This window comes from Dethiosulfatarculus sandiegensis, from assembly GCF_000931935.2.
Lineage (GTDB): Bacteria > Desulfobacterota > Desulfarculia > Desulfarculales > Desulfarculaceae > Dethiosulfatarculus > Dethiosulfatarculus sandiegensis.
Genome location: NZ_AZAC01000014.1, coordinates 312,654 through 336,981, shown reverse-complemented (window position 1 = coordinate 336,981; position 24,328 = coordinate 312,654). Strand labels below are relative to the sequence as shown.

The window sequence follows — 24,328 nt, the reverse complement described above, 5'->3', positions numbered from 1 at the left end:
TGATATATCATTGGAATTTTCCTTTCAATAAACCGACCAAGCACTTCAACTCCAAAAGGACGTTTCCTAAATGAACCGAATTCTCACCATAGCAGAAAACAGGCAAAGGCAGGCATGGGAAATAATCAAAGATACGGATGTGATCAACCTGTGGGAAGCGATCGGCGCTACGATCAACCAGGTGGGCTCACTAAAGACAGGGCTTTTGATAAACAACCGGGATATTGATTTTCACATATATACCGATCCGTTTTCCCTGAGAGACAGTTTTTCGGCTATGGCGCGCCTGGCTGAAAACAAACGGATCAAGCAAATCTTCTACACCAACCTGCTTGAGGCGGAAGACAAATGCCTGGAGTGGCATGCTTTTTACGAAGACAAGCAAGGAGACGCCTGGCAGATTGACCTGATCCACATTCTGCCGGATTCCCCTTTTGCAGGTTATTTTGAAAAGGTGGCGGATCGTATTGCCAAGGCCCTGACCCCTGAGACCCGCCTGGCCATCCTGACGATCAAAGACTCGATCCCTGCGGATCAGAAGGTAATGTCGATCAAGATTTACCAGGCAGTCATTGAAGGCGGAATCCGCGACCTTGACTCCTTTTGGCAATGGCAAAAAAAACACCCCGATGACGGCATTATCACCTGGATGCCATGAAATAAACTTAGGCAAAAATATGGCCGAAGCATCTAAAGCACCGGCCATATTTCGCCTTAATATTTTTCACCCGGCAACCTAAAAGGGCTTTTCACTCCTGCTTGGCCAAAAACAGGAAGCCCGTAAACTAACCCCGCCAAACAAATCTTACGTCGATCTTGCCTTACCATTCTCCCCAGCTGATCCAAGCCTCTTTTCTGGGCGGCGCTTTTAGCTCACCCTCCGGTCTGCCCAGGGGAATCACCCCGGCCAGCTCCCATTTCTCCGGCAGATCCAGGGCCTTTTTCATTTCTCCGGGATCAAAAAAAGTGAACCACAAGCTGGCCAGGCCTTTTTCCCAGGCCGCCAGCATGAAGTTCTGAATAAGGGCCGATGCCGCCATCAAGGCGCCGTGGGGTTGATTAAAGAAAAAACCCAGCCCGTTTTTGGTTGGATTATAGGCAACGGCAACCAGCAAAGGGGCCTCTTCCAAAAAGGAAAAGCCATACTTCCCGGCCCAGCCCGGGCCGTCTTGAGCCATGACCGCCTTTTGCGCCTCTTCTCCAAGCAGCCGGACTTTTTTCTTGTTTTCCGCGTCTTCTATGACCAGAAAACGCCAGCCCTGCATATTCAGCGGGCTGGGAGCCCAGCAAGCCTTATTCAGAAGCGAGGAGACCAGATCCCTTTCCACCGACTCCCCTGAAAAACTCCTGCAACTCCTCCTGCCCTGCAAAACTTCCGAAAAATCCATTCCCCCTCTCCCTGGCCGGATTCCCGTCAGGCTCCGGCCTTTTTATCTTTTTCGCTCTTACGCTTTTCCTCGTCCCGGATCTCGCGGCGCAGGAGCTTGCCCACCTTGGATTTGGGCAACATGTCCCGGAACTCAATATAGGATGGCACCTTGTAAGGGGCCAGGCACTCCCTGCAGAAACGGATCAACTCGGTTGCCCCCACTCCCTTGGCGTCTTCTTTAAGCACCACAATGGCTTTGATGCGTTCTCCCACCTTGGGATCCGGCACCCCAACCACGCAGGCCCCCACCACCACATGGTGATCCTGCAAGACCGCCTCCACCTCAGAGGCGCTCACACGGTAGCCCTTATGCTTTAAGATGTCCGCCGAGCGCTCCACATAGTAGATCTGACCGTCTTCACCCATCTTCACAAAGTCGCCCGTGCGGTAATAGACCTGGCCATTGAGCTGTATGAACGAGGCGCTGGTTTCAGCCGGTTTGTTTAAATATTCCTTGATGCTGTATTGGGAAGTAACTAAAAGCTCACCGGATTCGCCGATCTTGGCAATCTCTTCCGTCTCCGGGTCCAGCACCTTGACCTGGCGGGATTTCAAGGGGGTGCCGATGCACATGATCGGAGGTTCGCCCTGATCCAGCCTGGAATAGGTGACATGCCCCGCCTCGGTGGAGCCATAGACCTGGTAAATGGGCTCGCCAACGTGGCGTTTCCAGCGGGCCTGCACCTCCCTGGGCAGCACATCTCCGCCGCAATAACAATAACGCAGGGAGCCAAGGTCGTAATGCTTTAGACGGTCATTCTCCAGAATCATGCGGTAAAGGGTGGGTACTCCCAGCATCCAGCGCACCTTGTAGCGCTCTATGGCCTTTAAAATGGAATCCACCTGGGGGATGGGCATGAGTACGGTGGTGTTGCCCTGGTTAAGGCCCAGGGCCAGGAAAAACCCCAGGGCCATGATGTGGAACAAGGGGTTCACCGCCACATACACATCCTTGCCCGGCAGGGCATAATCTTTGAACACATCATCGGTTATATCGTTTACATAAGAGGTGTGTCCCCAATGGTTGCCCGGAACTCCCTTGGGAAACCCGGTGGTGCCGCCGGTATAGAGAATATATGAAAGGTCCTCTACCGGGTCCAGCTCCACCTTTGGCGGCTCGGGCGGGTTATTAAGCAGGCTATTGAACCAGATAGTCTCATCCCCGCCCTTGACCTTGCCCCTGGGAGCCTTGTCGAAAAGGGCCGCCACCAGCCTTTTGGGCCGGGAGACCAGATCCAACAGATTGGTTACAATAACCTTTTCCAGAATGGTCGCTTCCAAAATCTCCTTAACATAGCCATAGTTGGTGTCGTGACAGATCACCGCCCTGGCCTTGGAGTCGTTTATCATGTACTCGATTTCAGAAGACGTATAGATCGGCGAGACCAGGACCACCACCAGGCCCAGTTTCTGGGCAGCCAAAAAAGCCACCACATACTGCACACAATTGGCCATGTAAAGCACCAGGCGGTCGCCCTTTTTAAGGCCCAGCCTGTGCAACCCCAGGGCAAAGCGGTCCACCATATCCTTCAGCTTGATATAGGTGAATTTCTCTCCCAAGAATATCAGGGCGATATTGTTCGGGTATTTGGCTTGAGCCATTTCAAAACGGGTAAAGGTGAATTCCTGTTCCAAGGCATCGCCTCCCCAAACGTCCTCATCAGAGGTGTTTCCCTGTTCGTAATTCAAGGACAAGGCTCCCTCATGTACCGAAATAGGCATTTTTCACATCCGGATTATCCATTAATTCCCGGCGGCCCCCCTCCACCACGGCAGAGCCGTTCTCCAGGATATAGCCGTGATCAATAATAGGCATAATGGGCCGGGCATACTGCTCGGCCACGATCACGGAGGTTTTTCTCTGTTCCTTAATTTCCTTGATGGATTTGGCCAGGAGATACTGAATGGCGGGGCTCAACCCCAAAAGCGGTTCATCCAGCAATAACAGCTTGGGCTGGGCCATCAGGGCCCGGCCAATGGCCAGCATCTGCTGTTCGCCACCGCTTAAAAAACCGCCCAGCCTGCGGGTTATGGCCTTTAAGGCCGGAAAAATCTCAAAGACATATTCCAGGGTTTCTTCCGCCTGCTCCCTGGTGGCCAGGTAAGAACCGATCTCCAGGTTTTCCAGAACCGAGCTCTCCGGAAAAATGCGCCTTCTTTCCGGGCAGAGGATAATCCCCGCCTTGGCCCTGACAGATGGCTTGGCATCCTCAACCCGTTCACCCTGAAAGCTGATCTCCCCCCTCAAGGTTATGCGCTCCCCACCGGCCATCTGCTCCTTTTTGCGAATATCGAGCATAATTCCGGCCAGGGTGTACATGAGGGTGGATTTACCTGCGCTGTTGGCCCCGAAGACACCAATAATCTGCTCGTTTCCACAAGCCAGGCTCACATTGTTCAAGGCCAGCATGTTCTCATAAAAGACCATCAACCCATTTGCCTCAAACATAACTGAAGACCTCCTCGGACCCGAAATAAGCCTCCTTGACCTCCGGCTCCTCCATGACCTCGTCCGGAACACCCTCCGCGATCTTGCGCCCGAAATTAAGCACGATCACCCGAGTAGCCAGGCGAAACAGCTCCCTCAGCCTGTGTTCCACCATGATAAGGGTGATCCCCTCCATCTGCAGCCGCTCCATCAAGGGCAGCATGGAGGCCATCTCGCTCATGCTGAGCCCGCTGAAGACCTCGTCGCAGATAACCACCTCGGGCCTGAGCGCCAGGCAGCGGGCCAGCTCAAGGCGTTTCAAATAACCTGTGGGCAAGGAAGATGCCGACTTATAGGGCACATAGGAATCCCTTTCAAAGCCGATCTCCTCCAGGATATCCACGGCCACGGTGTCCCTGTCTCCCAGTTTTCCGCCCCCTCTCCAGCCGCCGGTGCGCCTGGCCCTGGGGGAGAACAAAGGGATAATCAGGTTTTTATAGGCAGGCAGACTGTAGTAGGGGCGCATCACCTGAAACGTGCGGGTAAGGCCCAGATCCGCTATTTTGTGGGGAGCCATGCCGAGTATGTTCCTGCCCTGATACTCAATAGCCCCTGAATCGGCCCTTATAAAACCGGTTATGGCGTTAACCAAAGTGGTTTTGCCGGAACCGTTGGGACCGATCACCCCCATGATCTGCCCTTTTTCAAGGTTAAAGCTCACATTGGAAAGGGCCTGCACCCCGCCGAAGGTCTTGCTCACATCGCTAACCTTTAAAAGCGGGCCGTTATTTGGCTTGGGCTTTTTAAAATTCATCTAGATATCCACCCACCTTTCAAACTGGTTGTATTTGCGCGCGGCATAGGTCATGAGGCCTTCGCTTTTAAACACAATGAAACCGGTCAGGATCACGGCATAGGCCACGATCCGCAAGGTCCCGAAATCCCTTAAAAGCTCTGAAACAGGCACCAGAATCAGGCAGCCAAGCACCGGCCCCACCAAGGTGCCACTTCCGCCCACCACAGTGGCCGCGATCGGCAGGATGGAGAAATCCAGGGCAAACTGGGAAAGCCCGGCCCACATGTTTACGTGGCACAAAAGCGCCCCGGCCAGGCAGCCAAGGCTGGAGGAGATAAACACAGCCAGGGCCTTCAAGTGGTTTATATTGATCCCCGAGGCCTTTACAGCCTGGTCATTGTCCTTCACCCCCCGCAGGACAAGCCCCAGGTCCTCGTTCACCAGACGCCGTAAAAAGAAAAGTAAAACCAAAACACTGGCAATCGGCAGGTAGTGTTCCGCAAAGGAACTGCTGAACCCTTCCACCCCCAACACTCCGTCGGTTCCGCCAAAGATATCCAGCGCCTCGATCACCCTGGCCGCCAGCAGGGGAAACATAAGGCTCACAATGGCAAAATAAACCCCGCGTAAAGGCAGACAGGGCCAAAAGCAAAGGGTGCAAAAGGCTCCCCCAAAAACCGTGGCCAGGGGAATGGTCACAAAGAGAGGCAGCCCCAGCTCGACATTCAAAAGTGAAGAGATATACGCCCCCACGCCAACGAAAAAGGCCCCACCCAAGGAGACCAGTCCCACGTAATGGGCCAGAAAGTCAAAGCTGACAGCCAAAAGCGAATAAATGCAGACAATTCCCAAAACGCTCTGCCAATAGGGAGCTGTGGTAAGCACCAAGGGCAAGAGCAGAAGTCCCAGGATTAGGGTAAGCCTGGGGCCGACTAAAAAACCGATTTCCTGCCAGGATGAGATGGCGTAGACACCGTCGGCCCGGACCTTGATACCCCTGTCAATGCGCTCTTTTCTCTGGTTGGCTCTTTTTGCCATGTCAGACCCTTTCCTCCAGTTCCTTTTGCCTGCCGAACAAACCGCTGGGGCGCAGAATCAGGGTGATGATTATGGCGATCAAGGCCACCACCACCTGGAAATGGGCCCCCAGAATCACATCGGTCAGGATCTGGGCAAAGCCGATGATAAAGGCCGCGAACACAGCCCCGGTCCAACTGCCCAGGCCGCCCACAATGCAGACCGCAACAGCCATGATCAAAACGTGATACCCTGCCTCAACCGCTATATTGCCCAAAGGCATCAAAACCAATGCCGCCAGACCGGCGAATACAGAGCCCAAAGCCATGGACACAACTGCCATGCGATCCGAATCTATACCCAGGGTAAGCGCCGCTCTTTCATCCTGGGCCATGCCTTTCAGGGCCAGGCCCAACCTGGTCTTGTTCACAAAAAACCAGAGCATGCCCACCAACAGAGCGCCCAGTACCACCACCAGAATGCGCTGGTAATCCACGGGAACCCCCAGAATGCTGGTGCTTCCATCCACAAAGGGACGCAAGACATAGGTGCCGCCCTTGAGCCCGCCATAGCGGAGCCCTTCCAAAATGGCCAGGCCAATGGCGTATGAGGCGATAATCTCGCTTATGGCCATCCCCCTCACCCGCACCAGGATAAGGTGGTACATCAAGGCCCCGACCACACCTGTGATCAAAAGCGCCCCCAAACCCGCCAGAAAATAGTTCACAGTGAATTGGTTAATAAAAAACCAGGCCAGAAAACCGGTGAGCACATAAAGCGCCCCATGGGCGAAGTTCGGCAAACGGCTCACCCCATAAACCAGGGTGAAGCCCAATGCCATCAGGGCCAGGGTTACGCTGTTTATGATTCCGTAGATGATAATATCCATGCTTGCTCCGGGTTTCGGGCCTCGAGTCCTTTTTTAACCAGGACCCGAGGCTTGACATAAGGACCTTGGCAAACCGGTAAAAATATTTATTTTTTCATCCAGGGCGGCAGCTTGATCTCGCCAGTTGCGATCTTGGGCGGGAAAACCACCACCCTTTTGCCGCCCTGCCACTGGAAGATGGTTCCCACTGCGCCCTCTTTGGGGTCCAGGCTGGGGATGACCTGGTTGCTCTTGGGGTCAAAACGAACCCGCCCGTAAACACCCATCAGGTCTATTTTCTTTAAGGCGTCGGCCACCTTGTCGCTGTCCAAGGACCCGGCCCGCTCAATGGCGTCCTTTAAGGCATAGACAGCCATATAGCTGGAAGAGGATCCATAGCCTTCCGGCTCCACGCCCCACTTCTTTTCATAGGCTTTGACAAACTTCATGGTCCAGGGCGTAGCTTCACACGGCGCGTTGCCCGCGTTCACCACGTTGGCCAGGCAGTACTCGCCCTTGCCTTCGGTGGCCTTCCAGAAACCGGGCTGCTCGGCCGCGGCTATGATCGAGCCAAAGGGCAGGGCCGGAATCTTCATATCGTTCCATTGCTTAAGCAGAATCGAAGTCTCGGGCATATCCATCCAGATCAAGATCACCTGGGCCTTTTCCCTTTTGGCCTTAAGCAACCCCATGGAAAAATCCGTGGCTCCGGTGGGGTAGACCACCGGGTCGCCCAGAACGGTCCATCCCTTTTTCTTCATGATCTTGGCGATAATGCCGCCGCCCGCCCTGGCGTGGCCCACATCCTGGATCATGATGAAAAGACGGTTAAGGTTAAAACGCTTGCCCAAATCCATCAGGCAGGGAATGATCTCGCCGGTGACCATCCAGACAGCCTCTCCGGAGATGCGGAACAGGTATTTGTATTTTTCCGGGGATTTGGCCACGGTCTTGTGATACTTGGGCGTCAAGGTGCCGGAAGAAAGAATGGAAACCTTTTTCTCCTTGGCCAGAAGGGGCATGGCGGCCAGGGCAGCCTCGCTCCTTATGGGGCCGCCAAGGATAAAGTCGGCGTTTTTTTGCAGAATCAGCTTTTTCACCCCCAAAAGCGCTTCGCTTACCGGCACCCCGGGTTCCAAGTCCCTGGTGTCGATAACCTCCACTTTGAAGGGGCGTTTTTCCTTGCCCACCTGGACCCCGCCGGCTTTATTGATCTCTTCCACCGCCAGCTTGATGGCCCTTTCAGCGTCCCAGCCGTAAAGAAAGGCCGTGGACAAAGGACATCCCAGGACAATGGGATCGGCCGCCATGGCTGGACCAGGGGAGAGTCCGATAAAGGCAATCGCCACCAAGATGCCCAATAAACCTTTTAATCTGGAGGCCATGAATTTTCTCCTTTATGGGGTTTTATTATGGGGTTTTGCATGGTTATTCTGATCAGAAGGCCAGGATATCCGGTGCTCGTTCATGATGCGCCTTAGATGTCCCCGGCTGATCCCCAGAATCCGGCCCGCCCGGTCCAGATCACCATTGGTTTTGCTTAAAACCCGCATGATGTGTTCCCTGCGAACCTGCCAAAGTGGCTTGATATTCTCCATTGCCCTCCTTGTTGGCCATGGGCAACTGACACCTGTCCGGCCGCGTAGTAGAGCACTTTTAAAGCACCACTCCTTAGAGCAAGGGCCGTGCCACCTTGAACCTTGGGCTTTAACAGGCTTTTACTGTTATGATTTTTAAAATTTAATTATTATGGCGGGTCCTGATGGAAACAGATTCTGGAAAATACCTTTCCAGCGGGTGGCAACAGGCTTTCCAGGCATCCAAGGCCTTAACCGGTCAATTCCGTAGGCGGCGAAAGCCGATAAGACTTGAGCCTCTTGCGTAAGGTGGGCCGGGAAACCCCCAAGGCCTTGGCCGTTGCGGATATATTCCAGCCCATCTGACGCAGGGTTTTTTGAATATGGGCCTTTTCAACCTCTTCCAAAGTGGAGAGGCACTCATTACCCAACCTTATGGTGAGACCGCCCAAACACTGTTGAATCGTATCGGCCAGCAATACACTACCATGGGTCTTCAGCACTGCCTTGATAAGCAGATTTTTCAGCTCCCGCACATTACCGGGCCAGGTATATGCCTTCAACATGGATAAGACCTGGGCCTCCACCCTTGTCACCCGGGTGTTAAGCTCCTGATTTATGCGGTTTAAAAAGAACTCCAGCAGGGCGGGTAAATCCTCGATCCTCTGTCTCAGGGGCGGGGCCTTGATGCCTATCACCTTGAGTCTGAATAAAAGGTCGGAGCGAAACCTGCCCTGTCTTACCAGTTCAGTCAGGTCCTGGTTGGTGGCGGCAATGATTCTGGCCAGGGAATGCAACACCCTGGTGCCCCCCACCCTGGTAAAACGGCGCTCCTCTAAAAAACGCAAGAGCTTGGCCTGCAGGGAAAGGGGCAGATCGCCTATCTCATCAAAAAAGATGGTGCCCTCCCCAGCCAGCTCCAGCCACCCGGTCTTGGCCTCGGACGCTGAGGTGAAAGCCCCTTTTTCATGGCCGAACAGCTCGGATTCCAAAAGCGATTCCACCAAAGTGGTGCAATCCACAGTTACAAAGGGCTCATCCTTGAAATCGGAATTTTCGTGGATCACCCGGGCGATGAGTTCCTTGCCTGTACCGGTCTCGCCCTGAATCAGCACTGTGGCCTGGTTGCGGGAAAGGCGGCCAATGGTCTTGAATATGGCCAGCAACTCAGGCGTGCTGCCGACAATTCTGGTTTTGGGGTCTTCTTCATCCTTGCTTTTTAAAATCGGCCTGGTGCGAACCGTTGCCTCGGCGCTGTGCAGGGCCTTATCCACGGCCTGGTCAAACTCGTCCACATCCAGAGGTTTGTGGATATAATCATAGGCTCCCTGGCGCATGGCTTCTATGGTGGTGGCCATGTCATGATGCGCGGTGATCATGATCACCTTTACATCCGGGTCACGACTGGTTAGTCTTTTCAAAAGGTCCAGGCCGGAACAGTCTGGCAGGCGGATATCCAGGATAATCACCTGGGGATGAAAAGTGCGCCACAGCCTGAAGCCTTCTTCGGCCAGGCCTGCGCTGCGCACGCTGAGCCCCTTTTCACTCAAGAACATCTCAAGTGATTCTCTTATGGAGGCTTCGTCATCTATGACCAGAACCCGGTTCAGGGCTGACATGGCAACCTCATGATAAAGCTGGCCCCATGACCCTTGCGGCTTTTCACCGACACACTGCCCCCATGGGCCTGGACAATACGCTTTACATTACTTAAGCCCAGACCGGTGCCCTTGGTTTTGGTAGTGAAAAATGGAGTAAAAACCTGGTTCTTCTCCTTGGCCGTTATGCCTGAGCCGTTATCCCTCACCCCCAATTCCAAAGCGTCCTGATTGCGCAGGGCCTTGGTCCAAAGCTGTATCTCGCCTTGAGCGGGCGCAGCTTCCACTGCATTCTTCAAGAGATTGATCAGGGCCTGTTCCATTTTTCCGGCATCCAGATTCACCAGGGGCAGCTTTTTGGGATGGCTTTGTCTGACCTGGATCTGTTTTTCATTCAGCTTGGGTTCCAAAAGATCCAGGCATCCCTTGGCCAAAAGGGCCAGGTTAACCGGCCCCGGATCCAGGGCCACAGGCCGGGCGTAATCCAAGAGCTGACGCAGTATCCCCTCCAGCCTGGTGACTTCGTGAACCGATATCTCCAGCCTGCGCTGATCAAACCCCTCCAGTTCAAGTTTTCTCCTCAAAATCTGCAGGTTCATCTTAAGTGAGGAGAGCGGGTTTCTGATTTCATGGGAAAGACTGGCGGTAAGGTGCCCCACATAGGCCATGCGCTCATGTTCCCTGACTTTGGCCTCCATGGCCCGCCTTTGGGAAATATCACGGCAAATGCCCAGGGTGACCATACCCTGGCCCATATCAACCATGCGCGAACGCACCTCGGTGGCGGCCCGGCCCGGCTCCACACCAAGGCGGTCATATTCCAGATACCCCGCAGGCGGCCCCTTGCTCTGGGCCTTTTCATAGGCCAGCCTCACCTCTGACCTGGAGGGCGGCGCCACAAAGCTTACGAAACTGCGCCCCAGCACCTGATCCAGCTCCAGTCCGTGCATGCGGCAAAAAGCCTGGTTGGCAAAGGTGATCTTCTGATCCTGAATAACAAAAAATCCGTCGTGGATTTCCTCGACCAGGGTTTTGTAGCGCCTCCTGCTCTCGGCCAGTTCCCTGGTCCGTTCGGCCACCTGTTTTTCAAGCTCCCTGGCATGGCGGGTGATGGCGCTTTGGTGCATTTTCTGAAAATGATCGGAAAAACGATGAATGGTGTAGGAAAGGCAGCTGTTCAAGGGAAGGCTGCAATAGGCTGCCAGGTCCGCGGGCCCGGTCCGGGTGAGGCGCACGGTGACGATGAAACGAAAGAGTTCAAAAGCCTTTTGCACATCGGATAAGAGAAAACCAGCCTCAAGCCGCTTTTGAGTTATAAAGTCGATAAACCGGTCAATACGCTCAAACCTGCCTTGTCCTATCAACTCGAGATTAGCGCTAAAGGCTTCCCCCACCGTGAATTCTAGCTCTTCTATGGAGCGCTTTTGATACTGAGGGGAAAGCCGGCTTAAACGGTTAACCCATTCAGTTGTAATCTCTTCTTGATACCCGCGCAGCCATTTGTAAAAGCTTTTGGCCCTGGGGTCTTTTGCCCCCTTGACCTCGCAAAAAGGCAGGCAGGTGTTCTCCTCCCTGAATCCGGGGTTTTTTGTCATGGAGCATCCCAGGTCTGAGTTAGTTGATCGTTTTTTCGGGGCTCACCCCAAACAGGTCAAGCAGAGGAAAAAACAATTTCAGGAATAAAGGGAGGGAACCAGCCGATACACCTAATATTCTGTAGCATAAATGGGCATTAAAGAGCAAGCCGGGCAGGGAAGACAACACATTTACCTATTTGCCAATCTTTTTAATTTATTAATTAAAACCACATATTACCTAAAAACATACTAAATACACCCCTTTGTTGTTTTTTTAATCGTAACCCAGAAAATTTCTTTACAAAAACTAAATAATGGTATTACCATTCATTCATATTTATTTGGGAACAAAACTATGAAAAGACCCCTTCCTTTCAAACAGGTGAAAAGATCGCGGCTTTATGAAGAGGTGGCCGAGCAGATCAAGCAGGCCATTTTTGACGGCATATTAAAGCCGGGGGACCGCCTGCCCTCGGAAAGGGATCTATGCGAAACCTTTGGCGTTGGCCGGCCAACCATAAGAGAAGCGCTGAGAATTCTTTCCATCATGGGGTTGGTGGAGATAAAAACCGGGGCCAACGGGTCCACAGTAAAGGATTTGGATATAACGCAGTACCTGGAGGCGGTGCGCGAGCAACTGGCTTTTCTTATTCGCATTGAAGATGAAACCATTGACCGCCTGTGGGAAGTGCGCAAATACGTGGAGATCGGCATTGCCCATCTGGCCGCTGAAAAGGCCAGCCCTGAAGAAATAAAAAGGCTGGAGAGAATAATCAGCGACATGAAAGCCACCGGTGAAGACATAAACGCCTATTTCCCCTTGGCCACATCCTTTCACCAAGAGCTGGCCCTTTCCACCAAAAATCAAATTTTCTATATTATATGGAACCTTTTCCAAGACATTTTGAAAAAGGCATATATGCCTGTCCTGGAAGAATATTTCCCCGAAGGACCAGGAAAGCTGCTCGAGTCGAACCGGGTGCTTTTAGGGGCCATTAAAAGCAAGGATCCCAAGGCTATTGATGACGCTCTCCATTTCCATGCCCAGCAGGAAAAGGATCTGGTTGACGCGGCCCGTAAAAAGGGTCCCCAAAAAAAATGAGCCAATAAATCTTAAGCCGAAGATAAAAGCCCCGTTTAAGGGAAAACCAACTCACAAGCCTTTCTTGGGAGGTTCAAATGAAAATAGGAGTGCCCAGGGAAATAAAACCGGCAGAAAACCGGGTTGCCGCCACCCCGGCCGGGGTCAGGGCCTTTACCAGCCACGGCCACAAGGTTTTCGTGGAAAAAAGTGCTGGTCAGGGCTCCAGTTTCACTGACCAGGAATACGTTGAGGCAGGGGCGACCATCCTGAACAGCCCGGAAGAGGTCTGGGACCAGGCCGAGATGGTGATCAAGGTCAAAGAGCCCATTGGGCCTGAATTCGACCGCATGCGCTCGGGCCAGATCCTTTACACCTATCTGCACCTGGCTGCGGACAGGGGGCTTACGGATAAGCTTTTGGACAAGGGTATTGTGGGCGTGGCCTATGAAACCGTGCAACTGGCCGACGGAACCCTGCCCCTTTTGGCCCCCATGAGCGAGGTGGCCGGCAGGCTTTCGGTTCAGATGGGCGCCTATTGCCTGGAGGCCAAGAACGGCGGCATGGGTATTCTGCTTTCGGGAGTTTCCGGGGTGAGGCCCGCCAGGGTCACGGTTATCGGTGGCGGGGTGGCCGGGCTCTCCGCAGCCACGGTGGCCGTAGGCATGGGAGCCCAGGTGACCATACTGGACAACAACTCTTCCCGGTTGCGCTACCTGGAAGACATTATGGGCTCACGCCTGGTGACAGTCATGTCCAACCCGGCCAATGTGGAAGCCGAGTGCATAAACAGCCACCTGGTGATAGGATCGGTTTTGATACCCGGGGCCAAGGCCCCCAAGCTGATTACAAGGGATATCCTCAAGAACATGATGTCCGGCTCGGCCATGGTGGACATCAGCGTGGATCAGGGAGGTTGTTGCGAGACCACCCGTCCCACCACCCACGAGGACCCCACGTTCATAGAAGAAAACGTGGTGCACTATTGCGTGGCCAATATGCCGGGCGCAGTGCCGCGCACCTCGACTATCGCACTGACCAATGTAACCTTGGCCTATGGCCTGGCCATTGCCAACAAGGGACTTAAAAAAGCCCTTGAGGAAGACCCCGCCCTGCTGAAGGGACTCAACCTTCTCAAAGGCGAAGTCTGTTATCAGGCCGTGGCCGATGCGTTTGAGCTGAAGTGCGGTAAAGTTAAGCTGTAATCCCAGACAGACCCGCTCAAAATGTCGCCTCGAGGCATGATCTTTCACCAGGGATCAGGACTCTGAAGGAGACCCGGGGGGAGGAGGCTCCTTTCGGGAAGAGGGGAAACCAAAATCGGAACTGTTTGGAATAATATGCCTTTTTATGAAATACCAAGGGGGATGGAAATCATAAAAAGGGTTTGAAAATCTTTTGTAAAGCTGATCGATTCACACGAAATGGGAGGAAATCCATGACGACCTTCAAAAAACTGGGTATGCTCACCCTGGCCCTGACCCTGACCATTGCGCTCGCGGTTCCCGGCTCGGCTTTAGCCAGAAAATGGAGGGCTGGCGGTGTGGCCCCGGCGGACACCCTTGATGACGACTGCCTTAAAAAGTGGTGCTCCCTGGTGGCGGAGAAAACCGGCGGTAAGATCAAGATCGACTCGTACCCCGCCGAGCAGCTCGGCCCTTACCGCGACCAGTTCGACAACGTGGTCAGGGGAGTGCAGGAATCAGGGCTTCTTCCCTTGAGCCCCGAGTTTGACAAGCGCCTCCAGGCCGGCTACACCATCTACCTGGCCCAGACCTGGGCAGAAGGCCGTAAGATTTACGCCCCCGGCGGCTGGATGTTCAAACTTTTGGAGCCCATTTTCCTGGAGCTGGGTGTAAAGCCCCTGGGATTCTACTTCATGGGCATGGACGGTTTCGGCACCACCAAGGGCCCGGTGGTCTTGCCCGAAGACGTGGCCAAACTGGGAATCAAGGTCCGCACCTGGAACCCGGCCGACCGACTTTTCTTCCAGGAAATGGGCGCTCAGACCGTGGATATAGCCTTCAGCGAACTCTTCACCTCCCTGCAGACCGGTGTGGCCGATGCCCAGGACAACGCTCCTTTGATCACCTACACCTTTTTGCGCGACGTGACTAAGTACTATACAGACACCAACCACCTTTTTGAGCCCCTGGTTCTCATGGTGAACTTGGAGCTGTGGGAAAACCTGCCCGAAGACCAGAAAAAGGCCCTTCAGGCGGCGGCCGACGAATCTCTGGCCTGGGCCAATGCCAAGGCAGAGGCCACAGCCGACGAGTACATGAAAAAAATGGCCGACATGGGGATCAAGGTCACCAGGCTTACCCCGGAGCAAAGGGCCAAGTGGTTTGAGTACGGCAAGAAAAGCTGGAAAAAGTTCGAAGAGGTCATCGGCAAGGAGACCATGGACATCATCCGCAAAAATGTAACCAAGTAAGACTTTTCAAGGCCGGTTAATACCGGCGCGGCCCGGCCCCAAAAGGCCGGGCCGCCCCAATGAGTCTTGGCCGGAGACGCCCCTAACCAAGAGCGACCGGCTTCAGGCCAAGCCAGGAGGAGCGGATGAAGGAATTCATCACCAAAACCATTAAATATCTGCATATCGCCGAAGACGCGGGCCGCATATTCACCATTGTGACCATGACCGCCCTGGTCTTTATCCAGGTGGTGGCCCGTATTTTTTTCAAGTGGTCTTCCCCCGCCATGGAGGAAGCGGCCCGCTTTATCATGATCTGGTCCATATTCATAGGGGCTGTAGTTTCCACCAGGGAAGACAGCCACATCAAGATGGGGGGAATCTTTAAAAGAGAACCTGGCGTGCTCTGGTTCGAGCTGCTTTCCAAGCTGGTCTGTTTTGGTTTTCTGTGCGTCTTTGTCTACTGGTCCTATGAATTTGTGGCCCATTCCTTGAGAAGGAACATGAGTTCCATTGTGCTGGGGGTGCCCCTCGCGGTAGTGCACAGCACCTTTTTAGTTACCGGAGTCCTTATGGCCATCCACACGCTCTATCATCTCTTTGACAGCATTGGCCAAGTGGCCCGTTACTATAAAGGAGCAAGGTCATGACCGAACTTATCTTGCTGATTGGCATGACCATCCTGATGATCCTGGTAGGCTTCCCGCTTTATGTCTCCTTTGGCGTGGGCGGGCTGGCCATGATGCTCGCCATGGAAATGAATTCCGGCTTTGCCATACCGGCGATCTTCACCAACTTAAACTCATTCGTGCTCATGGCCATCCCCTTTTTCATCTTTGCCGGCGGCATTATGACCGCTTCCGGACTTTCCAGCCGCATTGTGGAATTTGCAAACGCCATGGTGGGGAGGTTCAAGGGCGGCCTGGGAGTGGTGACAATTTTATCCAGCGCCCTTTTCGGGGCTATCAGCGGCTCCAGCGCCTCGGCGGTCGCCACCATCGGCATGACCATCATGCCGCAAATGGAAAAATACGGATACAAAAGGGAATACGCCACCGCGCTGGTGGCCTGCTCAGGGCTGTTGGGTCAGCTGATTCCGCCCAGCATCCCCATGATTCTCTTCGGCATGCTCACCAACACATCTGTGGCCGGATGCTTTCTGGCTGCGGCCGGTCCGGGAATCCTGATTATAATCGCCTATGCCATAATTAATTACATCCACTGCAGAAGGCACCCGGAAATTAAGGTGGAGCCAAGCCACGGCCCCAAAGAAAGCGTCAAACAGGCAGCCTTGGCCACCCGTCGTTCCGGCCTGGCCCTTATGATGCCGATTCTGGTATTGGGGGGAATCTATGGCGGCGTTTTCACTCCCACCGAAGCGGGCTGTGTAGCGGCGGTATATGCCATCTGCGTCGGTCTGGCCACCAGAAAACTGAACATGAAAGGCTTTATCAAAGCTGCCGAAGAAACGGCCAGCATTGAAGGGGCCATTGTTTTTATCATGGCCTTTATCATGATCATGAGCAGGCTCTTCACCTACGAGCGCCTGCCCGAGGCCATAGCCGATGCCATGTTGGACCTTACAAATAACCGGATAATCCTTTTGCTTCTGATAAATTTATTCATGATCGTAATGGGCATGATCATGGACGATATCTCAAGCATGCTCATAGTGGCGCCTCTGCTCTATCCCCTGTTCATGAAACTGGGGGTGAGCCCTTTTCAGATGGCGGCTATCCTGGCCGTCAACCAGGGAAGCGGGCAGATGACCCCACCGGTGGCCACAAACCTGTTCACCGCAGCCAGGGTGTCGGGCATACCAGTCACCGCCTTTGTGCGGGACTGCATTCCCTATCTTGTCTTTGGCAGCCTGCCGGTTCTGCTTTTGGTCACTTTTATTCCGGAGATATCGCTTTGGCTGCCCAGCTTGATTATGAACTAGCGGCCAGCCTTTAGGCTACCCCCGACGCGGCCGTTTGAAAATGGCTTAACTCCCGGCCAGGCCGGGGCTAAAGCATTATAAAAAACCATTTGGAGTTTCAAAATGTTCGATGATCTCAAAGTTTGGATGAACGGTGAAATAAAGCCCATGAAAGAGGCTACGGTACCCATGCTTTCCCATGGGTTCAGCCGTGGCTCGGCCATGTTCGAGGTGTTTGGCATCCACAAAGGCCCGGACGGCCCTTATGCCTTTCGCATGGACACTCACTTGGACCGCCTCTACCGCAGTGCCGAGTTGCTCTGCCAGAGGCTGGCTTACACCAGAGAAGAGCTCATTGAGGGCGTCGAGCAGGCGGTCAAGGCCAACAATATGGAACAGGGCATCATCAAAATGATGGTTTATATGGGCGAGCAGGCCCTGATAAACCTGGTCCTGGATGTTGACTTGGATGTCTGCATCTGCGCGGTTCCCGAAGACAACCCCCCGGCGGCCATTGCTCCGGAGCCCATTGATGTCTGCATCAGCAAATGGCGCAAACTCCATCCGGAAACCATGCCCACCGAGGCCAAGGCCTGCTCTTTTTACTTAAACGGCATGCTGGCCAGAAAAGACGCCATGGACCGTGGTTTTGACCTGGGAATCCTGCTCAACTTAGACGGCACCGTGGCCGAGGGATCCATTGAGTCTGTATTCATGGTCAAAGACGGCGTGCTCAAGACTCCGCCCCAAGGCAAAATCCTGAGAAGCGTCAGCCGCCGTTCCATTTTAGAGGCCTGCAAGGTCTGCGGCATCGAGGCGGTCGAGACCGTCATCTCCCCGGAGGAGCTGAAAGAAGCCGATGAAATCTTCACCGCCCACACCGGCATCAAAGTAACCCCGGCCAAGCGCATTGAAGACAGGGAGCTTCCCTCCTGCCCCGGGCCTGTGACTCAAAAGATTTCCGATATGATGCATAAGATACTGACCCTGCAGGACGACAGGTTCAAAGACTGGTTCACCAAGGTAGGCTGAGTCCTTTAAACGGATTTTGGTCTCGTGCTTCTCCGGCTGTTCAAAAAGGGCAGCCGGAGAAGTGGTTTCAGGCCTATTTTCATATTTGAGAAAGCACTGGCTCCGCGAGGTTGACCAACCCTTTGCTCCATAAGCAACTTGCGGACCGTAAAAAAAGGGGGATTAATATGCGAGCGGCGTGGATTGAGATCAGCCTGTCCGCGATAAAGAAAAACGTGTCCAACTTAAAAGCCAAGACCCAAGATAGCGTCATGCTGATGGGCATAATCAAGGCAGACGGCTATGGTCACGGCTCTGTGCAGGTGGCTAAAGTTTTACGCGAACAGAATGTTGGCCGTTTTGGTGTCGCCACTGTGGAAGAAGGCCTTGAACTGCGAAAAAACGCAGCCACCGAACCCATACTTATCCTGGGCTACACTATTGAAGAAGATTATAACCAGGCTGTGCGTTATGACCTCACCCTTGCCCTGTATGACTATGGTCAGGCCCAAATCCTGGACCAGTGCGCCCGGGCCATGGGTAAAAAAGTCAAGGTGCACATCAAGGTGGATTCGGGCATGGGCAGACTGGGTTATCAGCCCGAGGAAGAATCCATAAAGGAAATCCTTAAAATCACCCAACTCAAAAACCTTGAGGTGGAAGGCATCTTCAGCCACTTTGCCATAGCCGACTCGCCGGAAGACGGCTATACCGAAATCCAGTTCAAAAGGTTCTCCGGCTTTTTGGAGATGCTTAAAAAGGCGGGGGTTGCATTCAAGACAAGGCACATTGCCAACAGCGCGGCAAATATCTATTTTCCCCAGACTCACCTGGATATGGTGAGGCCCGGTATAGCCCTTTACGGGCAATATCCGGACGCCGCCCTGGCGGAAAATCCTGCCATAGAACTTTTCCCGGCCATGACGATCAAGGCCCGCCTGGCCCATGTGAAAACCGTGCCCAAGGGATCCCCCTTAAGCTATGGCTGCACCTTCACCACCACCAAAGACACCCTTGTCGGCACCGTGCCCATGGGTTATGCCGACGGCATCCCCAGGGCGCTCTCCAACCAGGGTGAAGTCCTGGTAAAGGGAGTGCGCTGCCCCATTATCGGCAGGGTCTGCATGGATCAGTTCATGGTGGATTTAAGCGCCCTGGGCCAGGCCAAGGTCAACGATGAAATCGTCTTCATGGGTCAAAGCGGTGACGACAGGATCACGGCTGACGAGATCGCAGCCAAAGTCGGGACCATCAACTATGAAATCGTGACCGGCATGGCCGGACGGCTGACAAGGGTTTACCTGGATTGATGCCGCCGGTTTGAAAAATCATATTCCTTGCAAACAAAAAAGCCTGCGCCAAGGTGCTTCCGGCCTTGGCAGCAGGCTTTTTTTAATCAATTTTATCCTTTTTTACTTATCTTCCCCGACCCCATCCAAAGCAGAAGACCCAGCACGGAGGCCAGCCAGGCCAACCAGAGGCTAAGGCCGCTTTTCTGCAGATAAAAGTCCACATTCATGCCCTTTGCCACTGTCTTGACCTGTCCCCAAAGCGGTGAAAAATGAGGCACATAATGCAAAAGGTGCCATCTGCTTTGCCGGGGCCCTTCCGTGGCCTGGAAATAGGCGGCAAAGGGAGCGCTTATGGCCAAAAGCTGCACAGCCAGCCCGGCTCCCACCAGGATTATAAACAGGGACTTAAAACCCCATGAGCTCTGCCGCCAACGGGCCAGGGCCTCGGCCAGGGGTAAAAAGGCAAAACCCAAAGCAGGCAGCAGGTAACGCGGCCCCCAGCAAATATCCCCGTGCCAGGCCCACCATTTGCAGTAAAAAACCAGCCAGACCAGGCAAAACGCAATAACCACCCAGGCTTCGGCCTTGGTGCGCCTCATGAAACGACCCAGACAGGCAACAGCCAGAACCAGGGGGGGGTTATAAAGGAAAACGCTTTTACCCGCGCTGAACAAAAGGCCGTACAGCCCCACAAACCAGGGGATGGAAAAACCGGGCCTTCCGTCCTGAATAATGGTCCTGAACCCCCGGTCCCCCTCATAGCCAGTTTTAAAGGGTGAGCCATAACGGAAATCATTAAAGCCCAGCAAAAAGGCGAGCCCGATTATCATCGGCCCGATAAACCAAGCAATCTTGATCAGGGCCTGTTTCCAGGTGGTGCAGACCCCCCCTGGTCTGGGCCAGAGAATCCAGACGGCATATAGCCCGAGGATGGGCATGGCCGTGGCAAAAAGCATGGTGGCGTTTACCCCGCCAATGCCCAGAGAAACGCCCGCGGCCAGGAGGTTTTGGTTGGAGCCCGTGGATTTAAGCCGCATAAGCTGCCAAAAGGCAAACATCAGGCAAAGCGCGTTAAAGGGCTCGGTAAAATAAAACTTGGCATAGGGCCAAAACATGGTGGTAAAGGCTATTATCACCACCGTGCCCAAAGCCACCCTTTTGCTGTATTTCAACTCGCGCAGGATTAAAAATATCACCAGCATCAAAAGTGCCGTGGTTATCTGCATAAAGGTGCTGACCATGACCTGGTCAAAATGTTCAAAACCCTCTTCCGGGCCAAGGAAGCTTTTCCCCACTAGATACAAAGGGAGGCTTAGAACCGGCTGCACAATGCCGTATTTGCTGTATACCTGGGGGCTGCCCGGCGGCAAACTCACTAAAAGCTCTCCTCTTTCCACAATGGCCTTGGTGGTTTCAAAACGGAAACGGTCGTCATATGAGTAAAAATGCCCACCCATGGAGAGCAGATAAATAGTCGCCAAAAACAAAAAACATAAGCTGTACAGCACCTTTGGTTTGGCGAGCCCCTGCCGGAACCCTTCAAACCCGGGCCAGATGCCGCGGCCGGTAAACCTTACCCAGGCCCATAAAACACCCTTGGCCAGGCCCCAGCCCGCCAGCCCTCCCAGAGCCAGGCGTAAATACCAGATGGAATCCGGGCCATGGCTTGCGATCCAGTTCAACTGGCTCATAAAACCCAACAACCCGGCGAGAATTGTTATGAATCCCGTTCTTGTCAAAACTGCTCCTTTAAGTCTTTGCTGCTTAGTCTGCCTTCAGATCGAGCCTGGCTGCCGGTGCATTACTTTCCAGAGTGAGCCAGCGGCTTTCACCCATAGCCGGGGTGACGCGGTATTCACCAGGGGGCATGTTCAAGCGGGAAAAGGTGTAATACCCCTGGCTGTCAGTGTGGGTCTTCAGCACCTTGAAACCCCACCAGTCCGTGGCGTAAACAGGAATGCCCGCCTTGGGGCCGCCGTTTTTAGTCAGCACCCTTCCCCAAATTGAATGCAGCCGGTCCCTGACCACTTCCAGGTAGGTTGCGTCAAAACCGGCATAGGCATACCCCTGGGTATAGGCGTGGCCGGATCCGCTCTGGTCTTTTGTGGTGGCAGGGGCTGCGGCCACCGGTTCAATGGCTGTGTCCTCATTCCACTCATTAAAAGAGGTGATCATCAGCATGTTAAGCTTGGGGTCGGTAAAGGGAAGGCCGACCCGGCTTATCATCTCTTTTAAAAAACTGCCTTCTCCCTGGTCCGGCAGCCACCTCCTGGGTATGGCGTGATGATTCGCCTTTAACCTTGGCCCCCGCTCGTTGTAGCCGGGGATGATCCCGGGCACAAAATACTTATCCTCTGAGCATGCCTTTTGATATATCCGGTAAACCCGCTTCACATCTCCTAAAAAGGCGCTCTTGCCTCCATAGCCCATATGATGCCCCACACCGGAGAGATACATGTTGTAGGCATAGATCGCGTCGAACAGATTAATCCTATTAAGCTGAGGGTCATCGGCAAGGGGCAACGGAGGGGTGGGCTTTTGAAGGGGATCCTGGGCGCTCAAGGTCTGATAATAAACCTCATCCGCTATAAAAAAGGCGTCATAACCCTTTTGTTTCAACTTTTCCCTGAGTGATTTAAAGGCCGGGGCATAATCACCCCATAAGGTGCGGGTGAGATAAAAAAACAGAACCGGTCGCCCGTTTACCGTCAGGTATTGAGGATGATCAAAGAACCGCTCGGCCAGACCCAACACATCTTTTTCAAGGAATTCTGCTGTCTTGTTGTCAAAAACCGTGGCCCCCACCTTGGGGTCCCAGGCCAGGTCCCAGGTTTCGTAAAAAATGCAGAACTTTACGTCCGCGATATTTTTGGCCTTTAAAAAGGCCTTTTCTATGGCGCTGTTTTGTTTTTGGCGCGAAGGCCACCAGTCAAGGGCCAGAAAATCAATACCATGGCTGGAGCACCAGGCTATATGTTGTTCCGCTGTTTTCCGGTCTGTGGAATTGTAAAGCCCCAAGACAGGTTTTTGGGGTGGAGACAATTTGTCCCTTAAAAAACCCTCTCTGAAATTAGCGGGATACCAGAGGTAATAAGGCGCCCCCACCAAAAGGCGTTCGTCCTGCAGGGTGGTTTTGCCGGAAAAGCAATAAAACGCCCCCTGACCCACGGCACAGATCAATATCCCCAAAAAAACCAGTCTGGATATTCTGCTTTTTACGAGCCAACCCAAAGGGGGCAAGGCCCTGCCCGGTTTATAGCCCTTTATCAGCTCACGCAGCCTGAAAAACAGCCAGGGCAAAACCCAGCCCCCAACCAGGGCCACGACCAGGCGAAGCCGCCAGGCGCCTTCCAGGCCGTGATGATAAAGCCAGTTTAATTGCAGCCCTGTGGCCAAAAGGCAAAAGGCCAGACAAACCCACGCTTTCAAGGTCAACTTTTCTCTCTCCATCCGAATCCACGGCAGGGCGCAAGGCCGGTCAGGTTCCAGACCGGCGGTATTTTAAAAATCATTTAACTATAGGGAAAAAATCGTGTTTTTATCCCGTACAGAACCTCGGCATGTTAGCCCATATTGAACTGTCTGGTCAATCATACATTAGTCAAAGAAACTTGCTCAAAAAAACAAGGAACCCCTGCCAAGGCAAGCCATGAAACAATCGGTTCTTTACGGCTTAGTCGTTCAAGGAATTGTCTTGGTTTAGTTCTCAGCAGGGCATTGGTTGATCAGGCTTACGTTAGTTATTATGGCTGCTGTTTGCAGGCCCATGGGCAGCAAGCACGAACTACGCTGTCGTCGGAAACTCATCATTTCCCTGATTCATAAACAAGTCAATAACCCCAAATCATGATTTACCGAGCCCCTTCAAGACGTTAAGCCAAAGCGCCTCAACAGTTATATACCTATCGACACCAAATGCAGACGATCTGAAGATTCTATTTACTGCCTAAAAAATTTTCTATATATTAAAGAAGCTCATAAATGAACCCCTCCCGTAAACGGTTGGGCAACATTCAAATAAAATGCGCGATTGGGTTTAAATGAATCTCTGGTTAAAAAAACAGTCCGGCCTTCCCGAAAAAACCTACCCCATCAGTACAGCCCCGCCCCAAGGCTCCACTCAGCCCGGCCTGGGCAGATTGCCCGGTGATATGGGGCAAGGGACAATAAAAAAGATTGAAATAAAGCCCGGACTCAATCTCTTTTTGACTGACTACAGGCTCTTTGCCCCAGTCTCCATGGAGTCTGACACCTGGCCGGTGGGTTTTAATTTTATTTATTTTCTCTCAGGAAAAATCAGCTATAGCAATCACAGCTTTGAAAATAAGATGGATTTGCAAAAAGGCCTGAACCGCATTGCCTTTCAACCCAGCCCCCTTGGGCAAGGCATAATGCACCCGGGCGAACCGCTCAAGGTGGTCACCATAACCATGACCCACTCCTTTTTCTCAAACCTGTATGGCCAAAACCTGAATCTCCTGCCCAGGTCCTTTAATGAGGCAGTGTATAGAAATGGCGTTAAAGGAGCCTACGCCATAAATGGAAACACCCCGGCCATTCAAATGGCCCTTTACCGACTCGGCAAACTATCCCCCACTAATCGTAATCAGCTACTAATAATGGAAGGCCTGCTACTGGAACTCATAGGCCTCCAAATGGAACAGTTGATCCCCAAAAACCGCGCAAGCCGGGAACTCTCAGCCCAGGAAAAGGAAAAAATACTGGAAGCGGGGCTAATATTGGCAAAAGAAATGGAGAAGCCGCCCCACCTGGTTGAGCTGGCCCGCAGGGTTGGTCTTTCCGGCAACCGGCTTTCCCAGGGTTTTCAGGAAATATACGGGCACACACCGTTTGCCTATTTAAGGGAGATGCGCCTCAACCGGGCCCGACGGTTATTTTTGGAAACCGGCATGAACGTCACAGAGGTAGCCTTTTCCGTGGGATATAATTCGCTAAGCCACTTTAGCAAGTCTTTTTCCCGGCAGTTCGGAATTCACCCCTGCCTATTCAAAAAAAACCAGCCAGTTAGATAAATTAGCCACACACAGATTCCACCTCTTTGCAATATTTAATAGTTTTATATAGATCTCCTGTCTTTCCCTGACCTGAATCGGGAAGCCTGCACAGCCAAATTTACAAGCCACATTACAAATTCAACCAGTCAAAAGCCATTTGCGGCATTACAGCCGCCTGCTCATACGGAATCGCTAAAATCAAATATTCCACCGTTAGCGCATCCCTGCCCTATCACCTAGGATACCTTCACAAAAATGACTCCTGAAACCGCCAAGGCCCGGGCGGAACAAGTGGGATGTCA

The 24,328-nt window shown here is 53.2% G+C and carries 21 protein-coding genes; 9 read left to right on the top strand and 12 right to left on the bottom strand.

The genetic code is table 11. The annotated features are described in order from the left end of the window. Positions 1–70 precede the first annotated feature (70 nt). Positions 71–658 (top strand): hypothetical protein, encoded by a 588-nt coding sequence (locus X474_RS11150; protein ID WP_044348854.1) that lies wholly within the window; start codon positions 71–73, stop codon positions 656–658. A 163-nt stretch (positions 659–821) separates the two neighbouring features. Here X474_RS11150 and X474_RS11145 read toward each other — a convergent pair whose 3' ends face one another. The 10 genes from X474_RS11145 to X474_RS11100 form a co-directional block, all read right to left on the bottom strand. Further along, on the bottom strand, positions 822–1,388 hold the full coding sequence (locus X474_RS11145) for a nitroreductase family protein (protein WP_044348853.1): 567 nt from the start codon (positions 1,386–1,388) through the stop codon (positions 822–824). 26 nt (positions 1,389–1,414) lie between these two features. Then, positions 1,415–3,151 (bottom strand): class I adenylate-forming enzyme family protein, encoded by a 1,737-nt coding sequence (locus X474_RS11140; protein ID WP_197282057.1) that lies wholly within the window; start codon positions 3,149–3,151, stop codon positions 1,415–1,417. Further along, a complete protein-coding gene (locus tag X474_RS11135; RefSeq protein WP_044348852.1) occupies positions 3,132–3,878 on the bottom strand; it encodes an ABC transporter ATP-binding protein in 747 nt (248 codons plus the stop codon). Before X474_RS11135 ends, X474_RS11140 begins: the two co-directional genes overlap by 20 nt. Continuing rightward, positions 3,871–4,671, bottom strand: a complete 801-nt coding sequence (locus X474_RS11130; protein WP_044348851.1) for an ABC transporter ATP-binding protein — start codon at positions 4,669–4,671, stop codon at positions 3,871–3,873. Before X474_RS11130 ends, X474_RS11135 begins: the two co-directional genes overlap by 8 nt. Then, on the bottom strand, positions 4,672–5,691 hold the full coding sequence (locus X474_RS11125) for a branched-chain amino acid ABC transporter permease (protein WP_044348850.1): 1,020 nt from the start codon (positions 5,689–5,691) through the stop codon (positions 4,672–4,674). A 1-nt stretch (position 5,692) separates the two neighbouring features. Next, positions 5,693–6,559: a branched-chain amino acid ABC transporter permease gene (locus tag X474_RS11120; RefSeq protein WP_044348849.1), complete on the bottom strand. Its 867-nt coding sequence runs from the start codon at positions 6,557–6,559 to the stop codon at positions 5,693–5,695. A gap of 86 nt (positions 6,560–6,645) precedes the next feature. Continuing rightward, positions 6,646–7,923 (bottom strand): ABC transporter substrate-binding protein, encoded by a 1,278-nt coding sequence (locus X474_RS11115; RefSeq protein ID WP_044348848.1) that lies wholly within the window; start codon positions 7,921–7,923, stop codon positions 6,646–6,648. 12 nt (positions 7,924–7,935) lie between these two features. Continuing rightward, the gene (locus tag X474_RS11110; protein ID WP_044348847.1) at positions 7,936–8,136 is read right to left on the bottom strand and encodes a helix-turn-helix domain-containing protein; all 201 of its coding nucleotides are present in this window, start codon (positions 8,134–8,136) and stop codon (positions 7,936–7,938) included. Positions 8,137–8,366: 230 nt separating this feature from the next. Beyond that, complete coding sequence (locus tag X474_RS11105; RefSeq protein ID WP_044348846.1) at positions 8,367–9,734, bottom strand: sigma-54-dependent transcriptional regulator; 1,368 nt, start codon at positions 9,732–9,734, stop codon at positions 8,367–8,369. Continuing rightward, on the bottom strand, positions 9,722–11,308 hold the full coding sequence (locus tag X474_RS11100) for a two-component system sensor histidine kinase NtrB (protein WP_044348845.1): 1,587 nt from the start codon (positions 11,306–11,308) through the stop codon (positions 9,722–9,724). The genes X474_RS11105 and X474_RS11100 overlap by 13 nt, the downstream gene beginning before the upstream one ends. Positions 11,309–11,645: 337 nt before the next feature. Between X474_RS11100 and X474_RS11095 the strand changes: the two genes are divergently transcribed. From X474_RS11095 to alr, 7 genes are all read left to right on the top strand, one after another. Then, positions 11,646–12,392, top strand: a complete 747-nt coding sequence (locus X474_RS11095) for a FadR/GntR family transcriptional regulator (RefSeq protein WP_052515104.1) — start codon at positions 11,646–11,648, stop codon at positions 12,390–12,392. Positions 12,393–12,469: 77 nt separating this feature from the next. Next, positions 12,470–13,576: an alanine dehydrogenase gene (ald, locus tag X474_RS11090; RefSeq protein WP_044348843.1), complete on the top strand. Its 1,107-nt coding sequence runs from the start codon at positions 12,470–12,472 to the stop codon at positions 13,574–13,576. Positions 13,577–13,809: 233 nt separating this feature from the next. After that, positions 13,810–14,808: a TRAP transporter substrate-binding protein DctP gene (dctP, locus tag X474_RS11085; protein WP_044348842.1), complete on the top strand. Its 999-nt coding sequence runs from the start codon at positions 13,810–13,812 to the stop codon at positions 14,806–14,808. A gap of 125 nt (positions 14,809–14,933) precedes the next feature. Continuing rightward, positions 14,934–15,437 (top strand): TRAP transporter small permease, encoded by a 504-nt coding sequence (locus tag X474_RS11080; protein ID WP_052515103.1) that lies wholly within the window; start codon positions 14,934–14,936, stop codon positions 15,435–15,437. Continuing rightward, positions 15,434–16,729, top strand: coding sequence for a TRAP transporter large permease (locus X474_RS11075; protein WP_044348841.1), 1,296 nt, complete (start codon positions 15,434–15,436; stop codon positions 16,727–16,729). Before X474_RS11080 ends, X474_RS11075 begins: the two co-directional genes overlap by 4 nt. A gap of 102 nt (positions 16,730–16,831) precedes the next feature. After that, entirely contained in the window at positions 16,832–17,740 is a 909-nt protein-coding gene (locus tag X474_RS11070; protein ID WP_044348840.1) for an aminotransferase class IV, read from the top strand. 167 nt (positions 17,741–17,907) lie between these two features. Further along, the gene (alr, locus tag X474_RS11065) at positions 17,908–19,029 is read left to right on the top strand and encodes an alanine racemase (protein WP_044348839.1); all 1,122 of its coding nucleotides are present in this window, start codon (positions 17,908–17,910) and stop codon (positions 19,027–19,029) included. A 92-nt stretch (positions 19,030–19,121) separates the two neighbouring features. Here the strand turns inward: alr and X474_RS11060 are convergent, their stop codons facing one another. Beyond that, on the bottom strand, positions 19,122–20,750 hold the full coding sequence (locus X474_RS11060) for a phospholipid carrier-dependent glycosyltransferase (RefSeq protein ID WP_044348838.1): 1,629 nt from the start codon (positions 20,748–20,750) through the stop codon (positions 19,122–19,124). A 25-nt stretch (positions 20,751–20,775) separates the two neighbouring features. Further along, on the bottom strand, positions 20,776–22,446 hold the full coding sequence (locus tag X474_RS11055) for a glycoside hydrolase family 99-like domain-containing protein (RefSeq protein ID WP_197282056.1): 1,671 nt from the start codon (positions 22,444–22,446) through the stop codon (positions 20,776–20,778). Positions 22,447–23,051: 605 nt separating this feature from the next. Between X474_RS11055 and X474_RS11050 the strand changes: the two genes are divergently transcribed. Beyond that, positions 23,052–24,044 carry a helix-turn-helix transcriptional regulator gene (locus X474_RS11050; protein WP_044348836.1) on the top strand — a complete coding sequence of 331 codons (993 nt, stop codon included), beginning with the start codon at positions 23,052–23,054 and terminating at the stop codon, positions 24,042–24,044. Positions 24,045–24,328 lie beyond the last annotated feature (284 nt).